The sequence below is a fragment of the Mesorhizobium oxytropidicola genome (assembly GCF_056174625.1).
Window position 1 is genome coordinate 81,210 of record NZ_JBWBWK010000002.1, and the last position, 17,545, is coordinate 98,754.

Genomic DNA, 17,545 nt, shown 5'->3' on the forward strand with positions numbered 1-17,545 from the left:
CATCAAAAACATATCACGGCACAAAACGCACAAATAGCTATAAAGCTATTAGTTGAAATTACGAATGACATTCATACAGGATGATCTACTTTGGCTATATCCTTTCATGTATACCTCGTAAAAGTAAGGACGAGGTCAAAATACCAACATCAACCCCATTTGCATCGACTACCACTAGCGGCATATTCCCATGTCGATTTGATATCTCGAGCATTTCTTTGATTGGGGTGTTAAGGTTGAGCCGTGGAGCATCCTCGAAGGCCAAGCCCCCGGCACTCGCAAATTCGGTGAGCGGCAACATCACCGACTCGGCTTTCAGGAGCTTCAACCGACTGCTTCCCTGGACAAATTTTTCAACGTATGGGTCTTGGGGATTGCCGAGAATGTCATCCGCGGAACCGATCTGCAGCATCTTTCCGTCTTTCATGACACCGATCTGGTGCCCCAGTCGAACTGCTTCATCCAAGTCGTGGGTGATGAAAAGCGTGGTTTTGCCCAACTTCGTGGAGAGCTGTTTGAACTGGTCCTGCAGTTCGCGTCGGATGAGCGGATCAAGCGCCGAAAATGGCTCGTCCATCAGCAGAATGGCGGGATCGGCCGCCAAGGCGCGGGCAAGCCCCACTCTCTGCTTCATTCCGCCGGAAAGCTCATCAGGGTAACGGTCGCCCCAGCCCGCAAGTTGGACTAGCTCCAATTTCTCTTCCGCAACCTCATAACGTTGTCGGACACTTGACCTGCGTAGCTCCAGACTCAGAGCTACATTGTCGCGCACCGTTCGATGCGGGAGGAGTGCCACATTCTGGAAAACCATTCCCATCGATCGGGCACGAAGCTCGCGCATCTCATTTTCTGATTTTAGATTGATATCCTCGCCGCCAACAATGATCTGCCCTGAGCTGGGTTTGATCAAACGATTGACATGCCGGACCAGCGTGGACTTTCCGCTTCCGGACAGTCCCATGACACAGAAGATCTCTCCAGCCCTGACTTTGAAGGAGACGCCGGCGACGGCCGCTACGCAACCATGTTTCTCTAGGAGGGCTTCCTTTGAAAGATCATCGCGCTGGATGCTCGCGAGGTCGAGCTTTGGACTCGTGCCAAAGACCTTCCAGACATCCTTGAATTCTATGGCATGTGCTTCCAAGGGTAAGCTCCACGATTGAGAGGTGTCGCCCGGCAGCGTATATCGTGCTGGGCGAGCATGCTTTCCGCAGTCCAGCGTTACTCAGCTGTCTGTTTCGCTACAGCTATCCATTTGTTTCACTGGTCGAGGTGGGCTTTCTTCCAAGCCTCAGCGTGAACGTGCATCTCTTCATTGTAGCGGCAGGTTCGTTCACCGTATATCTGAGGTCCTCGAGACCCATCTTGACGAGGTCGGCTTCGAACAGTTCTTCCACCTGGCCAAGGTACAGCGGCCTGATTGTCATACCTTTGCCCGGGAGACCCTCCGCGCATGCGTAACCAGGAGGCATCGCCAAGGTGTCAATCACTGTGACAGGGGCGGCAAGTCCGTTAAAACGCCATTCTGCACAGCTCATGGTTGCTCCCCATTGTTTGTTAGTTGGAAGTCCGTTGACGGCCACTTTCCTGTCCTACCCTCCCAGGAGAGGTGTGGAAGGTCTTAGCTACGCGGGTAAAAAGTGCAGCTGGGCCGCGCTGGTGCCAAACGATGTCGGCGTAGCGTCTGCGTTGAGTAATGGCGGATTGAGCCAGGCGATCTAGTATGATTGCGAGAAGAACAATGCCAATTCCGCCGGTAGCAGCCAGGCCGATGTCGAGGCGGCCGATACCGCGCAGAACCATTTGGCCGAGTCCACCGACCGCAATCATGGAGGCGACAACAACCATCGACAGCGACATCATCAAAGTCTGGTTGATACCTGCCACTATGCTTGGAAGGGCCAGCGGCAGCTGGGCTTTGAAGAGGGTTTGGCTCTCGGTAGCTCCAAAGGCATGCATAGCCTCGACCACTTCTTCTGAGACCTGCTGAATACCCAGTGTTGTCAGCCGGATAACAGGCGGAAGTGCAAAAACGATCGTTACAATGACCCCGGGAACGTTGCCGATACCGAACAACATGACAACGGGAACAAGATAGACGAATGACGGGATCGTCTGCATTGTATCGAGTATTGGCCGGCATATGGCAGCCGCCCTGTTGCTTCGAGCGGCTATTATTCCCACCGGGATACCGACAACCGTGCAGAAAAGAACGGCGGTGAAGACGAGAGAGAGCGTCGTCATCGTTTCACCCCAAATCCCGAGAAAGCCTATAATCACCAGCAGACCGGCTACCTGAGCTGCCAGTCGCCACCCGGCAATTTGCCAAGCTACCAACCCGAAGAACAAAATTATGATGACAGGCGGGATGCCATTTAGCGCGCTGTCAAATGCCCTCAAGAGCTGGTCAATGGGCCATTTCAAGGTCTGAAAAAACGGGCGGTATTGCTCTACAATCCACCCCAACACATCATCAACCCACCCACCAAATGGTATGTGCCAGCTTTTGAACGGGTCCAGTACGTCTTCGAGCTTCACAAAAATTCCTTTCGGCCAGGACTTTTCGGGCGGCAGATACGGAGCGCCTTGGTCCGAGAATGTCGTAGACTATCCCCGATCAAAGACGACGGCCCATCTGCCGCGGCAGCTCCGCCTGCCTGCGCCTCCCGTAGGCGTGAGAGGCTGTCGCGTCGGATTTTGGTTCCGAAACGCTAGCGGCGGGGTGGCTGCAAAACAACCGTATAAAAAATCATGTCCCGCAGGACTAAATGTTATCAGGCCAATAGCAGACCTGGTCCGCCAGTTGGCTCCTCGCTGGATGCAACCGGCTCCGCGTCGACGTGTTCCGCCGCTGGCATTGGGGGGGCAGGATCGAGATCTGCCACCTGTGTCAGCAGCCAATTGCGGAAAATCTGGACGTCGTCTCGCTCAATCGCCGTATCCGGAATAACCAAATGGTGTTTTCGGCCAGTTAGATAGCTTTCACTTACGGGCCGTATCAGCGTACCTTCATTGAGGTAGTCGCTGACCAAATGGCGCCAGCCAAGCCCGATGCCGTAGCCTCTCAGTACCGACTGCATCATCGTTGGATAGTTATTGAACGTAATGACCCGTTTGAAGTCGGATGAAATGCCGAACTGTCCCAGCCAGTGCACCCAATCGAAGGGCGACCAAGGGTAAGCGGACCAATGTTGATCGTCCATCACCAGCAGGACCTCGTTGACCAGATCCTCTGGCCCCAGAATACGCGGCGAGTTGGGCTGATATGATTTGCTGCAGACCGGGAAAACCTCCTCCCCGAAGAGCTCGGTCGCTGTGAACCCTGGACGCGCCAGGTACCCCATGACAACGGACACATCAAAACCATCCGTTGCCGGCGCCGGGCTGCGTTCCAGAGATACTAGGTGCAAGTCTACCTCAGGGTTGTTGGCGACAAACTCTCCGATCCGATGGCTCATGAAAAGCGTTGCGAACGACATCGGCATGCCTACCGTCAACCGTCGCGCCTTTTCCCGCCTCTTCACACTATCGAAGGCGGCTGCAATATGGGCAAGGCTCAGGGTGGCAGCTTCAAACAACTCTTCGCCTGCGGGAGACAAGGACACCTTCTGGTTTCCGCGATTGAACAGCTGGATATCTAGGTGGTCCTCCAGCGTCAGGATGTGCCGGCTTACGGCCGCCTGAGTGACCGAAAGTTCATTGGCAGCCTTGGTGAAGCTCAAATGCCGTGCGGCAGCTTCAAATGCGCGCAACGCGCTGAGCGGAAGCCGGCGATAGTTTGACATAAATTACCGTTACTCCCGCCCTGAACCCCGTGTGCGCACCCGAACCATATAGCCGAGCAGTCGCCTCAGTTCGGCAAAACCAATTTCATGAGAAAATGCGGCCAAAGCGAAAGCTAGTGGGACAATTCGTCGAGCCCATCGGGCGCGGAGATGCCAGCAAAAAAGTTTGTTTACAATATGTCATTGCAGTTCGGCATTTTGAATCACTGATCTGGTGCCGATTTGGACCGGTGGCGGGGGTTCAAAGTTCAGGCTCGCAAGGAGGTGATGCCCTGGAACGCGCCGAATTCAACCGAACTCAGTTCAGACCGCCTCCAGACAGAGGGTGACTGACCGTAAGCCCTTCGGAACACCCTCGCGAAGTGAGAGGCATTTTCGAAACCAGCCCCGATAGCGACCTCGATCAAAGGAGTGTCGCGCTTTTTGAGAAGTTGTGTTGCGCGTTCCAGCCGCATCCGACGGTAGACAAGGGCAGGGGAGCTGTTTACCTCCTTGAAAAACAGCCGTTCGAGTTGTCGTCGGGAAATCCCCAAAGCTGTAGCCAACTTAGACACCGACATGGTGTGCTCGATGTTCTGCTCCATCAAAAACAACGCAGCCCGAAGCCTCGGGTCATCCGTCTCTATAGCGAGAGGCCAACGCGGTTGCAGACACTCCGCGTTGCGAACTTTGTCGATCTGTAGAACCTCGAGGGCGTTTCGCTCGGCGGCACTACCAATGTGACGCCGCACCAATTCTGCAGCTAGATCGGCGGTGCTGCTGCCGCCCGCGCATGAACCGCGGGCTGTATCCAGGTTGTAAATCCTGTCGGCTCGAACCTTCAAGCGGGGAAAGCGCTCGCGAAAATCGACGTAGTGGAGCCAGCTTACACAGGTCTCATGGGCGGCCATAAGACCCGCTTCTGCCAAAATGAAAGTCCCCGTGCAAATGCCGATTAATCGCCCCCCTTTCGATGCAGCATCGCGAAGGTACTGAAGGGTTTCTTTGTCGACTGCCTCCCCGTCGGTCAACCGTCCCCCAACGACAACAATGTAGTCAAATTCAATCGGATCGAGGAATGGCGACGTCGGCGAGACCTGCACGCCGCAGCTAGACGCGACAGGGTGCCTAGTGTTCGAAAGCACCTCCCAATCTGCGTTGATCCGTCCTGATTTGTCCGTTTCATCGCTAGCGAGTCTAAGCGTGTCGATAAACATGGCGAAGGCCGTCAACGTGAAAGAGTGGGCCAGGACGAACCCCACCTTCAGTTGGGCCGAACTCGCCCGTCTGCGTCGTGGTGATGATTGAAACACCGTCTCCACCTTTGGAACGACCGAGGCCTGGCTGAACATGGTTGCACCCCCTTAATATCTTTTACCTATCTTGACTCATAGTGTTTGTCTACAATATGTCTATCCACCAAATTGAGGAGCCGCAATGATTGCGAATGAACCTGTTGCCTCAACGGACCGAAAGGGAATTCTCGCTGAAACATTGGTGCATCGCATCCTGACAATGCAGCTCGAGCCGGGGGCGGTACTCGACGAAGTCGCTCTGAGCGAGGAATTCGGTCTGTCCCGTCCGCCGGTCCGCGAACTCATGCGACAGATGGCGGGCGAGGGCTATGTCGATCTTGAGACGAACCGGGCTGCGCGCGTGTCCATCATGTCCTACCAGACGCTTCGCGATTTCCTGATCGTCGCTCCGATGATCTACGTCGGAACGACAAAGCTCGCGGCTGTCAACCATAACGCTGGGGACCTCGAAATCCTCAAGCAGACCCAGCAAAATTTCCGACAGTCCATTGCCGACGGCCACGTCGAGAACAGGGTTATCTTCAATCACCAGTTCCATCTGAACATCGGGAAGATGGCCCGCAACCTGTATCTGCTTCCCAGTCTCAAGAAGCTTCTCATCGATCACGCCCGGATCGGGAAGATTTTCTATCGCCAAAACGGCGGCCCGCGGATCCAGAAGGACCAGGAAACCGCAGCGCGGCAGCACGATCAGATGATCGAGGCCATCGAAGCCCGGGATGCAGAGAAGGCGGGCGAACTGGTGCGCGCGCATCTCGAAGTTTTCCGAAGCGACGTGGCGCTCTACGCCGTGCCCAACGGCATGCAGGGCGAACTCGACGGGTAATCGTTGTCGGTGTCACTGGGACACCAGGGAGAACAGAAATGCTCAATAAGGTCGACTACAAGACGCAGGCGAGTGCACTCAAACTGCCGAGCAAGATGATCGTGGACGGGCTGCATGTTGCAGCCCTGTCGGGCAGAACCTTTGCAACCCTTAACCCGGCGACGGGCGAGGTCCTGGCGGAGCTTCCGGCAGGTTTGGCGGCCGATGTCGACAAGGCCGTCGCTGTCGCCCGGCATGCGTTTGAGGACGGCCGGTGGTCGAAGCTGGCCCCGGCAAACCGGAAGAAAGTCCTTCTCAGGCTGGCGTCTGTCATAGAGGAAAACGCGCTCGAGCTGGCACTGATGGAGAGCTTGGATAGCGGCAAGACCATCAGCGACTGCATCAACATCGATGTGCCCGAGACTATCAACAGCCTCAGGTGGCATGCCGAAGCCGTCGACAAGATATATGATCAGGTGTCAGCTGCGAACGACGCCTCTCTCGGCCTGATCGTGCGCGAGCCCATCGGCGTCGTCGGCATCGTGCTCCCCTGGAACTTCCCACTTCTGATGCTTGCGTGGAAGATCGGCCCTGCTCTGGCAGCGGGGTGCACGATCGTCGTCAAACCCGCTGAAGAGACGTCGCTCACCACATTGCGGGTAGCAGAGCTCGCTCTCGATGCCGGGCTTCCGCCCGGAGTTTTCAACGTCGTGACCGGTGATGGTCCGGACGTCGGCGAACCAATCGGTCGCCATCCCGACATCGACGCGCTTTCCTTCACGGGCTCCACCGACACTGGCCGTCGCTTCCTGAAGTACTCCTCCGAGAGCAATTTGAAGGAAGTGGTCCTTGAGATGGGCGGCAAGAATCCTTGCATCGTGATGGAGGACGTTCCCGATCTTGACGCCGTGGCCTCTCACATCGGCAACGGCGCGTTCTGGAACATGGGGCAGAACTGCTCCGCCATCTCACGGGTCTTGGTCCACAAGGACGTGAAGGACCGCCTTCTCGAGAAACTGACGCAAGTCGCCAAGACCTGGACCGTGGGCGACCCGCTCGATCCGGAAACCCGCATCGGTCCACTGATATCAGCCACGCATTTCGAGAAGGTCAGCAGCTATCTGAAAAGCGATGGCAAGGTGGTGGCTGGCGGAAAGGTCTTCAACGGGACCACGATCGAGCCCACGATCATGGAATTCGACCGCCACGACAGCAAGCACGTCCGGGAAGAGATTTTCGGGCCGATTGTGTCTGTGATTGGGGTGGACTCCCTCGCGGAAGCAGTCACGCTCGCCAACGAGACCGAATATGGCCTTGCGGCATCCGTCTTTACGGCCGACGGCACACGGGCGCTTCGGGCCGCACGGGCGATCCGGGCGGGGACGGTCACCGTGAACTGCTACGGGGAGGGGGACGCCGCCACTCCGTTTGGCGGGTACAAGCAATCGGGCTTCGGCGGCCGGGACAAGGCTTTCCACGCACATGATCAATATTGCCAGACCAAAACGCTTTGGATCGACCTGAGCAGCTCAAACGAGGGTTTCTGAAATGTCATCATTTGCTTTCTCCGGTCTCAATCTTGCGATCACGGCGCCGTTCGACACAAATGGACGTATTGATTTCGTGCGCTTCGAGGAACTCATCGAGCGGTATCTGGCCGCGGGAGTCGACGGTATTGTGTTCAGCTCCGGCACGGGCATGCATGTCTATCTGTCGCCGGATGAATCGAGGTCCCTCATCGAACGCGGCGCGCGCGTCGTCGCCCAACGGGCCAAGGTTATCGCCCAGACGTCGGCATTGCTCACGGCCGACGTCGTCGAAAGAACGCGGTTCGCGAAGGATTCCGGCGCGGATGGCGTGATGGTCCTTCCTCCCTTCTTCGAAGGACCGTCGGACGACAACAGCGTCTTCGACTTCTACGCCGAAGTTGCCAGGGTCGGATTGCCCATCATCGGATACAATGTGCCCCAGGCGGTCGGCGTACGCATAACGCCGGACCTGCTCCGCAGACTCTGCGAACTGCCCGAATTCCGCGCCGTCAAGGACAGCAGTGGAGACTTGGTCGGACAGGTCAGGCTGATCGGTACCGGGCTGGACATCATCAACGGGGCTGACCCGCTCGTTCCGTTTTCCCTGTTCGCGGGTTGCTCTGGCCTGATCTGGGGCGGCGCGAATATTGCGCCGCGCACCTGCGTTTCGATTGTCAGGGCCGCCCAAGAAAAGAGATGGGACGACGTGCAGTCGCTTTGGAAGTTACTTGAGCCAATCATGTCCCTTCTTTGGGACGGCGACTATGTGCCAAGCGTGTATGCGGCCTCCGAGCTCACTGGATATGGCTGTGGCAACGCGAGAAAGCCGTTCCGTCCCCTGTCGGCGGACCGCATCGCTGCCCTTCGGGCGGCCCTCGGCGTACTGGTTGAAAAAGAAGCGGTATAATGGCCAGCAAGACCTTTCGAGCGCGCCGCCTTCCAGCCCATGGCGTGGAGTCGGGCTGGGCGGCGTTGCTCCCTTCGAGGACGCCAACGCCCGAGCTGGATCGGGCCATCACCGTCGATGTCGTCGTCATCGGCGCGGGCTTCGCCGGGTTGGCCGCCGCCGTGAGATTGATGGATCTCGACCCCAAGCTTTCCGTCGCCGTCATCGATGCCGACGTGGTCGGAAATGGGGCCAGTGGCCGAAACTCCGGCTTCCTCATTGATTTACCTCACGACATTTCTTCGAGCAATTTCGGGGTGGGCGCGGCTAACAAGAGCCACAATGAGATCTTGGTCGCGCGGACGGCCATTCAACATTACGCCCGACTGGCGGAGCAGAATGGCTGGGACAAGGACGTGTTCGATCCGAGTGGCAAATACAGCGTGGCCATGACCGACGCCGGCACGGAGCACCTTGCATTATACTCCTTGAAACTCAAGTCGTTGGGCGAACCAAACCAGGTTCTCAGTGCTGCGCAGATAGAGGACGTCACCGGCACGCGATCTTTCAAGTCCGGGCTGTTCACGCCCGGTGCGGTCATGGTGCAACCTACAGCATTGGTCAGAGCCATCGCGGATCTATTCCAGGAGCCCATCAAGCTGTTTGAGCGGACGCCCGCCCTGTCAATAGAGACGTCGCCAAGCGGATGCACCGTAAAGACACCGAAGGGGGAGGTCCGCGCAGGGCGGGTGATCCTGGCGACAAACGGCCACGCGGAGAGCTTCGGGTTCGGTCGCGGTGAACTTCTCCACGTTTTCACTTACGCCTCGCTTACCGAGCCGTTCGCTCCCTCCGCGCTCGGCGGATCCCGGAAATGGGGGGCCACGCCAGCCGCGCCTATGGGCACGACCGTGCGGCGTATCGACGGCCCTGATGGCGACCGAATCCTTATCCGCTCACGCTACACCTACCATCCGAAGATCGAAGTCGGCGCCGCCTCGATCAAGAGCGCCGGCGACCTCCATGATCGCAAGTTCGCGGACCGGTTTCCTGAGCATCGTCACCTGAAGATGCAGTATCGCTGGGCAGGCGCAATGGCGCTCACGCGGAACTCAGTGCCGCTGTTCGGTCAGGTGGCAGACGGTATCTTCGCTGCCTGCGCGTGCAACGGCATAGGTGGCACCAAGTCCACCGCCGCCGGCATAGCGATGGCCGAACTCCTTGTTGGACACGGGTCCAAGCTCGGCGAGGTTTTCCGCTCATTCGAAAAACCGCAGACCTTGCCCCCGCAACCACTTACCGTACTGGGTGCGCAATTGAACCTGGCCTACAGGGAATGGCGCGCTGGACGCGAATAAGGGCTATCAGCTGTAAACAACGTGCGGTTTAGCCGCTTACATACACACTTGGGGCGCCGCTCCTGCCTCGCTGGAGGGTTAACTCCGTAGGGCGGGCGCGAATCCCATCCCATCTTCAGCCTATCCGGTTCCGACCGTGCAACCACGATCGATCTAACATGCAGAAAACCGCAATCTTAGCTTTCGCATTCATCGGCGTGGTCTGGGGCGCAGGCTTTATATTTGTGAAGTGGGCGGCCGAAACTATCCCCCCGCGCAAATTGTGCTTCTGCGCGTCGTTTTCGGCTTCATCCCTATCCTCATTTTTGCTTTTGTTCGCGGCGAACTAAAAATGAACCACTGGCGCCACGCCCATCACTTCGTCGCTATGTCCGTGCTGGCGATGTCGTTTTGCTTCTACGCCATCGTCCAAGGCACCGTGCGCTTGCCCTCAAGTGTCGCCGGCATGCTGACTGGAGCAGTCCCGCTGTTCACCTTCGTGTGCTCGTTCCTGTTTTCTCGCGACGAGCCGATCAACGTGATCAAAGCCGCGGGGATCGGCCTAGGCTTTCTCGGCGTTTTGTTGATCGGGCAACCGTGGTCGACGACAGGAGCTATTAGTCCCGCTGGCGTGACTTGGATGGTAGCCGGTTCCGTGAGTTTCGGCTGCTCATTCGTTTACGCCCGGAAGTTCGTGAACCCGCTTAAATTACCGTCAATGGCTGTAACGGCCTATCAGTCCGGCATAGCCATGCTTACATTGCTGCCGATAACGCCCCTGGATGGCATCGGCGCTTTGTTCACTGACACAAGGGCCGCGCTCGCGGTGATTGTCGGTCTAGGCTTTTTGGGCACCGGCCTGACTTACATCTCTTACTATTACATCGTCCAGCGCCTCGGCGCGGTCGTTGCAGCCAGCGTGACCTACATTCCACCTGTCGTCGCAATCATCATTGGCGTGCTGTTCGTCGGCGAACAAATCGCACCTACAGGATATGTGGCAATGATCCTCATCCTCGTAAGTGTTGCTATTTTGCAGATGCGACCCGTGCCAAGTGCGAACGCAATAGACGGGCGCCGCTAGTGCAAATCCACATGGTAGGAAAAATGAGGGGCGATTTCAGAATGCCACAATCTCTTTTCACATCAGCGGATTATCTGGCCCAGCCGATTCATTTAAGACAAGGAATTCGTGCGGCGGTTAAGGCGTTCCTTACGTGCGCTGCTTTATTGCTTCTTCTCATAACATTCAAGTTTGGCATCATTCTGTAAAACGCGACGACCGTGACGTTGCGAGGCTCGGCTCAGGTCGGCAATGCCGGTATGTACAGCACTGGATAAGACCATCGCTCTCGCACGATGAGCGGCCGGGCGACGCAAGCGTTTTGTGCTGCTCGAAAACGCCGCCGGCCTCTGTACGCCGACCGTGGAGCCAGCACGGCCGCGACAATCCTCTATCGTGAGAGCAATGCTGGAGCCTATCCCCGATGAGGCAACTGAGGCTCGCTTGGATTGGGCAGCGCGGCGGGCCATGTCTCCGCCAATACGACCATCGATGTCCGACAATCTGATGCGGTACGAACCGACCGATGTGCTGGTACTTTCTGGCTGCGGCGAGCGCGTCCTTTGAACACGCAGTCATCATGTCCACAGCCCGGGCGAATACCTCGGCCATAAGTGATCGTCATCCGCGTTTGCGCGAGGTTGAGGTCGCATTGGACCGGCGTGTTGTTTCCTCCGGCCGGACTCTGGATCAGCCCGAAGCGCCAGCGGTCCGAATCCACCGAGGCGCCGAGAATGCTCTGATCCGGCCCTCGCACGGACTGATCACCCCGGCGCCGGCGGCATCGGCAAACAGCTACGGTCGCTGCATTTGCACATAGATGAAGCCGGCCCACGCGCCGGTGAGGTCGATCGCACCTGCGCGGCTCAGTCCCAGTTGATGGACGACCAGAGGCGCGCTGGGCGGCAGGAGGTGATCGGGCGTCGAGGTGGGAAGCAACAACAGGCCGATGTCGCCCCGGTCGATGCCGGCATTCGCCAGCGCCATGTCGCCGGCGCGCGCGGCCAGACAGCGTGTCTTCTTGCGTGGCTCAGAAGCGCGACCGTATTCCGGTGCGCCGCTCGATCCAGCCGGGCTCGAGCCCGAGACGATCTCTGATCTCCGGATTCTCAACCTCGCGCGCCGGCGCATGATCGCCAAACCCGATAATGCGCGTGGACCGGCTCAAGGTTTCGCGCCGAAGCGCTCGCTGGCCTCCTCTATTGGCGTTGTAGAGCCCGTCCGGCTCGTTGCCGGGTGATGCAATAGGCGCAAGAGGTACAAGACATTGCCGAGCGGACGCACCAGCATCTTCCCGGTCACCCGGCTGTCGGTGAAGTGAGGGTCGTCGCGAAAGCGTTGAAGCCCGGCGGCCTGTTTTACACTTAAGACCGCGGGCCGCTCGGCCACCGGTTCGTCATGCCAGATCTCGACATTGGCGAGCGCTGCCGCGCAGGCAATCGGAAGGGCGGTGTAGGAACTCGAATGGAAAAACGTCTTCTTCCGGTCCTCGGAATAATGGGCCTGGAAGATGGCATCGGTGGCGAGCGTCGCCGCCAGCGGGAAGGCCCCGCCGGTCAGGACTTTCGAAGTGCATAGCATATCCGAGATGGACGCCTGCTGGCGGGCGCACATGGTTCCGGTGCGGCTCAGTATGCCTGGGTTCTGGCCGACGCCTCCGGCACGCTCCCGATCACCGACGACGTGATGACCGACTGGGGCGTGGCGCACCGAATGAAACTACTAGGCGCCCTGTCGGTGAGAGCCGATCGCTGCCCGCTAACATCCATGCAACTGATGGCAGTCTGAAAAACGCCCCGCGAACAGACGCAAAACCATAACCTTTAGCCATGACCTGTAGTCATCGCGTCGCCAACAAAAAGTAAATTGCATCCGCTAGCGTTATCGGTCAGCATCCATGGGATACAAACTCAAAATGCCAATCTGTCCAAACACTCGCCATTCCCACGCAAGCGGTGAACGGGGAATGTGGCGTAGGCTCTGTCGGAGTATCCGCTGGGACGGAAAGCAATTAAGAGACCCGAGCATGATGCTCGAGGACCATGGGGAGAACAAAATGAAGCTTAAATTGGCCTTAGTGACGCTCACGATAATGGGCTGTTGTACGCTATCCGCTCGCGCCGAACAGGTGAAATATGGTTGGATTGGCGGCGTAAATGAAGAACTATTCCAGGGGTATGTGGTGAGAGATGGCCTCCGAGAGCTAGGATACGATGTCGAAGAGCAGCCCGAACAAGTCCAAGTTCCACTTGCCCATACCGCTGTAGCGACCGGAGATCTACAGTTCTATCCGGCGCATTGGACGCCCCTGCACGATGCCTTCTGGAAGGGAGCCGGAGGCGACGAGAAGCTCATGAGAGTGGGAACACTCGTGCATGGTGACATACAAGGATATTTGATCGATAAAAAGACAGCGGATGCGAGCGGGATCAAATACCTTGAGGACCTAAAGGATCCGGAAAAAGCTAAACTCTTTGATGCTGATGGTAGTGGCAAGGCGACTCTTTTTGGTTGCGACCCGGGTTGGGGCTGCGAACGTGTGATCGAACATCATCTCGATGCCTATGGTTTGCGCGACACTGTCGCGCACAAACAAGGTAGTTATTTCGCAATCATGGCAGATGCAATCGAGCGCATCAAAGAGGGTAAACCAACGCTATACTATACTTGGATACCTGGTTGGATTGCGGGCGTGCTAATCCCTGGAAAGGATGTCACATGGCTAAACGTCAAGTCGACCTCTCTTCCCGACGGCCAAACTGGCAGCACGGAGATCGAAGGTCTCGGTAACTTGGGGTTTCCAATCAACGATACAAAAATCATAGCGAACAGCGCTTGGCTCAAAGCCAATCCTTCGGCAAAGAAGTTTTTCGAGGAGGTGACGATACCTGTTCTAGATGTCAGCGCCGAAAACAAGATGATCTACGACGGTGAGAAAAGCCCTGATCAGATCGCAAAGCATGCTACGGACTGGATAGCCGCCCACAAAACTGAGTGGGACAGATGGATTGCTGACGCCAAAGCTGCAAAGTAATCCTGTAAGTGGAGGGTCGACTATATCGGCCGGCCCTCTGCTATACAGTGTCATTTGGTGTATGAATTGGGCTAGGCTGCCGCCAACCAGACAGTCTGGCTTGAGTTGTTCGCCAGCACTTCCTATTGGGGTCGTGACTAACCGCCGTCTTGAGCACCGAGACATAAGTCTTTGTTATTAATCACCGACGACATAACGCATTTGATGAACATCTTAGGATCGACATACTCCCTGAAACCGGCGCGCCAGCGGCACCGACGAGGCCAAGAATACGATGCCGGCGCGATGCTGGTCGGAGGGCAATTGGAATGAACTACCTAGAGAAGTTTTCCTTGGTAGGGAGACGCGCCGTTATCACCGGCGGTGCCCGCGGTATTGGTCTGGAAATCTGTCGCGCTATTGGCCAGGCAGGGGCCGCCGTTGTGCTCGCCGATCTTGATGAGAATGCCGCGCAGTCTGCCGCCGCAACTCTTTCCAGTGAAGGTCTCGAAGCCAGTCATAGAGTTATTGATGTAACAAAGTCTGCCGACGTTACCGCCCTCGCCGACAGCCTAACCAAAGAAGGCCCAGTCGACATTTTGATTAACAATGCTGGCGTGGGACCGAGAGCGGAAGCGCTCGAGACCGTCGACGAGGTCTGGCTGAAAACAATGAGCGTCAACTCCGATGCGCCATTCTGGTGTTCTCGCGCCTTTGGGCGTCATATGACAGTGCGCGGCTCTGGAAATATCGTAAATATCGGATCCATGTGCGGTATGATAGTCACGCAACCGCAAAACAATACCTGCTATATCGCCAGCAAGGGTGCACTTCATATGATGACCAAGTCGTTGGCTTGTGCTTGGGCGAAGTTTAATATCCGCGTCAACGCCGTTGCGCCCGGCTATATAGCCACCGACACGCTTGGCAGTTTTAAGACCGACAACGCAGTATGGCATGATCGTTGGATTCAACAAACCCCAGTGGGGCGGATGGGGACGGCGGAGGAAATTGCCTCAGCTGTGCTTTTTCTCGCCAGCGACGCGTCTAGCTACTGCACGGGCACAATCCTGTCGGTAGATGGTGGATACACGTCGCTGTAGTTCGGGCTTTGATAGGTCTTCGACAAGCGATTGTCGAACAAGCCGTTATCGGCCTTTTCAGCGTTCCGCGCTCGGCGGATCGGCACATTGGCGGTTTAATGGCGTGAAATTCCATAGCAGAGGTATCTGATGTCGAACATTCTTCCACCCCAAGTGGCTCGCAAAATGTACGCCGACATGTTCGAATCCGCCAATTCGACACCAAGGTGGTAGAACTCGTCGATGACAATCTCATTCCGGGTAGCTGTCACGAATACTGCGGCCAGGAGGCAGTCGCAGTGGGTGTTTGTAGTGCTCTCACGGATAGCGACGTCTTAACTAGCACTCATAGAGGTCATGGACATATTCTGGCGAAGGGGGGAGAGACTGGCAAAATGTTCGCGGAACTTTTTGGCAAGTCTACGGGCTACAACAAGGGGCGCGGGGGCTCCATGCACATCGCCGATGTTGGTTTAGGAATCTTTGGGGCAAATGGAATTGTGGGCGCGGGGGCTCCAATCGCCTGCGGCGCTGCACATAAGTTCAAGGCGGCTGGCGAGCGGTATGTGGCAGTATCGTTCTTCGGCGATGGGGCCATAAATCAAGGAGTCGTCCACGAAGCGATGAACCTCGCAGCAATTTGGCGGTTACCCGTGATTTTTGTTTGCGAGAATAACCTTTACGCTATGACTACTCCGCTCCGCGACGTAACAGTTTTAGAACTGTATGTACGTGCTCAAGCTTATGGAATGGCTAGCATGAAAATCGACGGCATGGACGTGGGTGCTGTTTTCGAAGCAACTGTTTCGGCTGTGGAGCGTGCACGTTCTGGAGAAGGTCCGACTTTCCTTCAATGCGATACCTACAGATATTTTGGTCATTACTCGGGCGAGCGTCACATGAAGACAAATTATAGGACCAAAGAGGAGATTGAACAATGGAAGCAGAGAGATCCACTCGATTTCTGGGCCAATCGGCTAATCAGGGAGTCGGTCTGCTCTGCAGACGATATCGAAGTAATGAAACGCGAGATCAATGAAGAAATTTCAAATGGGGTGGAGTTCGCTCGTCAGTGTCCATCGCCGTCATCGGCAGACGCACTCGCGTACATGTACGCTGTCAATTACCCGTACACCCCTGCGCAAGGAGCGGAGTAGTGAGGCAGCTTCGTTTTCTGCAGGCCATGAACGAGGCCTATCACCAGGTCATGGCCGAAGACAAATCGGTGATGATTATTGGTGAGGACATTAGGGGGGGTATTAGAGGTGAAACCAAGGGCTTGCATGCCAAATTTGGCGATGACAGAGTTCTAGACACGCCGATTTCGGAGGCCGCATTCACGGGCTTTGCTACCGGCGCAGCATTGGCGGGTCTGCGGCCGATCGTTCAATTCCAAGTTCCATCACTTATCTATGTTGCGTTCGACCAATTGGTCAATCAAGCAGCCAAGATGAGGCTGATGCTGGGCGGCCAAGCAGATCTGCCGATTACTTATACCATCATGGTTTCCGGGACGAGGGGCGGCAACGCGGGCCAGCACTCCGACAATCCCTATCCATATCTGGTGCACGCCGGATTCAAGGTGGTATGCCCGTCAACCGCCTATGATGCGAAGGGACTGATGATCCAAGCCGTTCGAGAGCAGGATCCCGTCGTGTTTATCGCGTCTGCGATGTCTCTTCCTCAAAAGGGAGAGGTTCCAGAGGAAATCTTTGCACTCCCATTGGGAAAAGGGCAGGTCAGACGGGCCGGGACAGATGTAACCGTTGTCGCTGTCGGACATCTTGTCCCCGAAGCGCTCACTGTCGCCCAGGTCTTGTTTGAGCAGCGCGGTATAACCGTGGAGGTATGGGATCCGCGTAGTCTGCTACCTTTTGACCGAGACGGCCTGCTTGAGAGTGTGCGAAAGACCGGACGCGTGGTGATTTACGATGATACTAACCGGAGCTGCGGTTACGCAGCCGAAGTCAGCGCACTTTTGAGCGAACACGCCTTTTCGTCTCTAAATGCGCCTATCAAACGTGTCACGCGTGCTGACATCCCGTTGCCGTATAATCCCGTACTTGAGGCGGCAGTCTTGCCTTCTCCAAAGCAACTCGAACATGCAATCCTCTCTGTATGGAGTTATTCAAAATGATCGACATCAAAATCCCCAAAATGGGTGCAGCTACCGTAGAAGTCGATCTCACGAAATGGCACGTTTCTGAAGGGTCGATCGTCGCGCCTGGCCAAGTTCTCGCGGAAGTTGAATCTGAAAAAACTACAATTGAGATTGAGGCTGAACAGGCCGGTGTTGTCGAGGAGATCTGCGTTGCGGAAGGAACAGCGACAGAGGTGGGAGTGGTCATTTGCCGGCTCCGCCCAACCTGACGCATTCGGCATGGCATTAAAATCTCTTTTCGCTGCCGGAAGCCGCGCAACTCCATCCACTCCGATCGTTTGAAACGGAGATGCTACTCGCTGAGGATAAGTCGGTGAGAGCGCGGATACACGCTCATTCCGCTCAAGCGGGCCGGCACGGTTAATGAGATAGCAGACGTCGTTCTCTCAAACGAGAGCGCTTACTCGGCCGGAGCGGAGATCGCAATCGATGGAGGAGGGTTTGTTAAATCATTGATTACCTCGAGTGATCTCCCCTTTCCAACTCAACGCGCGCCCCGCTCGAGGATCTTCTTTATGCGATAGGCAGAGCAGCCTGAACGGGCAGCCCTGCCGATAATTCCCTCGAAACCTTAAACAGCACAAGTAGC

15 protein-coding genes and 3 pseudogenes are annotated in these 17,545 nt (G+C 56.6%); 10 read left to right on the forward strand and 8 right to left on the reverse strand.

Annotation, left to right across the window (positions count from 1 at the left end; translation table 11 throughout):
- Positions 1-94 precede the first annotated feature (94 nt).
- The 5 genes from AC0V8S_RS35755 to AC0V8S_RS35775 form a co-directional block, all read right to left on the reverse strand.
- Positions 95-1,144: a quaternary amine ABC transporter ATP-binding protein gene (locus AC0V8S_RS35755; RefSeq protein ID WP_475439019.1), complete on the reverse strand. Its 1,050-nt coding sequence runs from the start codon at positions 1,142-1,144 to the stop codon at positions 95-97.
- Positions 1,145-1,247: 103 nt separating this feature from the next.
- Positions 1,248-1,583: a hypothetical protein gene (locus tag AC0V8S_RS35760; RefSeq protein WP_475439192.1), complete on the reverse strand. Its 336-nt coding sequence runs from the start codon at positions 1,581-1,583 to the stop codon at positions 1,248-1,250.
- Positions 1,558-2,538, reverse strand: coding sequence for an ABC transporter permease (locus AC0V8S_RS35765; RefSeq protein ID WP_475439020.1), 981 nt, complete (start codon positions 2,536-2,538; stop codon positions 1,558-1,560). Before AC0V8S_RS35765 ends, AC0V8S_RS35760 begins: the two co-directional genes overlap by 26 nt.
- Positions 2,539-2,774: 236 nt before the next feature.
- Entirely contained in the window at positions 2,775-3,785 is a 1,011-nt protein-coding gene (locus tag AC0V8S_RS35770) for a LysR substrate-binding domain-containing protein (RefSeq protein ID WP_475439021.1), read from the reverse strand.
- A gap of 248 nt (positions 3,786-4,033) precedes the next feature.
- A complete protein-coding gene (locus AC0V8S_RS35775) occupies positions 4,034-5,116 on the reverse strand; it encodes a GlxA family transcriptional regulator (protein WP_475439022.1) in 1,083 nt (360 codons plus the stop codon).
- Positions 5,117-5,201: 85 nt separating this feature from the next.
- On the opposite strand from AC0V8S_RS35775, the gene AC0V8S_RS35780 reads away from it, so the two are divergent.
- From AC0V8S_RS35780 to AC0V8S_RS35800, 5 genes are all read left to right on the forward strand, one after another.
- Positions 5,202-5,906 carry a GntR family transcriptional regulator gene (locus AC0V8S_RS35780; protein WP_475439023.1) on the forward strand — a complete coding sequence of 235 codons (705 nt, stop codon included), beginning with the start codon at positions 5,202-5,204 and terminating at the stop codon, positions 5,904-5,906.
- A gap of 38 nt (positions 5,907-5,944) precedes the next feature.
- Positions 5,945-7,432: an aldehyde dehydrogenase gene (locus tag AC0V8S_RS35785; RefSeq protein WP_475439024.1), complete on the forward strand. Its 1,488-nt coding sequence runs from the start codon at positions 5,945-5,947 to the stop codon at positions 7,430-7,432.
- Between the two features lies 1 nt (position 7,433).
- Positions 7,434-8,321 (forward strand): dihydrodipicolinate synthase family protein, encoded by an 888-nt coding sequence (locus AC0V8S_RS35790; protein WP_475439025.1) that lies wholly within the window; start codon positions 7,434-7,436, stop codon positions 8,319-8,321.
- On the forward strand, positions 8,321-9,658 hold the full coding sequence (locus AC0V8S_RS35795; protein ID WP_475439026.1) for an NAD(P)/FAD-dependent oxidoreductase: 1,338 nt from the start codon (positions 8,321-8,323) through the stop codon (positions 9,656-9,658). Before AC0V8S_RS35790 ends, AC0V8S_RS35795 begins: the two co-directional genes overlap by 1 nt.
- A 262-nt stretch (positions 9,659-9,920) precedes the next feature.
- On the forward strand, positions 9,921-10,721 hold the full coding sequence (locus AC0V8S_RS35800) for a DMT family transporter (protein ID WP_475439027.1): 801 nt from the start codon (positions 9,921-9,923) through the stop codon (positions 10,719-10,721).
- 483 nt (positions 10,722-11,204) lie between these two features.
- Here the strand turns inward: AC0V8S_RS35800 and AC0V8S_RS35805 are convergent.
- From AC0V8S_RS35805 to AC0V8S_RS35815, 3 pseudogenes are all read right to left on the reverse strand, one after another.
- A pseudogene (locus AC0V8S_RS35805) lies at positions 11,205-11,498 on the reverse strand (3-oxoacyl-ACP synthase); the annotation flags it as partial.
- A gap of 18 nt (positions 11,499-11,516) precedes the next feature.
- A pseudogene (locus tag AC0V8S_RS35810) lies at positions 11,517-11,868 on the reverse strand (3-oxoacyl-ACP synthase); the annotation flags it as partial.
- Positions 11,865-12,326: pseudogene (locus tag AC0V8S_RS35815) on the reverse strand (aminotransferase class III-fold pyridoxal phosphate-dependent enzyme); the annotation flags it as partial. The pseudogenes AC0V8S_RS35815 and AC0V8S_RS35810, both read right to left, overlap by 4 nt.
- Positions 12,327-12,756: 430 nt before the next feature.
- Between AC0V8S_RS35815 and proX the strand changes: the two are divergent.
- The 5 genes from proX to AC0V8S_RS35840 all read left to right on the forward strand — a co-directional run bounded on the left by proX (position 12,757) and on the right by AC0V8S_RS35840 (position 17,165).
- Positions 12,757-13,734 carry a glycine betaine/L-proline ABC transporter substrate-binding protein ProX gene (gene proX / locus AC0V8S_RS35820; RefSeq protein ID WP_475439028.1) on the forward strand — a complete coding sequence of 326 codons (978 nt, stop codon included), beginning with the start codon at positions 12,757-12,759 and terminating at the stop codon, positions 13,732-13,734.
- Positions 13,735-14,042: 308 nt separating this feature from the next.
- Positions 14,043-14,816 (forward strand): SDR family NAD(P)-dependent oxidoreductase, encoded by a 774-nt coding sequence (locus tag AC0V8S_RS35825; RefSeq protein ID WP_475439029.1) that lies wholly within the window; start codon positions 14,043-14,045, stop codon positions 14,814-14,816.
- A gap of 185 nt (positions 14,817-15,001) precedes the next feature.
- Entirely contained in the window at positions 15,002-15,952 is a 951-nt protein-coding gene (locus tag AC0V8S_RS35830; protein WP_475439158.1) for a thiamine pyrophosphate-dependent dehydrogenase E1 component subunit alpha, read from the forward strand.
- Complete coding sequence (locus tag AC0V8S_RS35835; protein ID WP_475439030.1) at positions 15,952-16,932, forward strand: alpha-ketoacid dehydrogenase subunit beta; 981 nt, start codon at positions 15,952-15,954, stop codon at positions 16,930-16,932. The genes AC0V8S_RS35830 and AC0V8S_RS35835 overlap by 1 nt, the downstream gene beginning before the upstream one ends.
- Positions 16,929-17,165 carry a biotin/lipoyl-containing protein gene (locus AC0V8S_RS35840; RefSeq protein WP_475439031.1) on the forward strand — a complete coding sequence of 79 codons (237 nt, stop codon included), beginning with the start codon at positions 16,929-16,931 and terminating at the stop codon, positions 17,163-17,165. The genes AC0V8S_RS35835 and AC0V8S_RS35840 overlap by 4 nt, the downstream gene beginning before the upstream one ends.
- Positions 17,166-17,545: the final 380 nt, after the last annotated feature.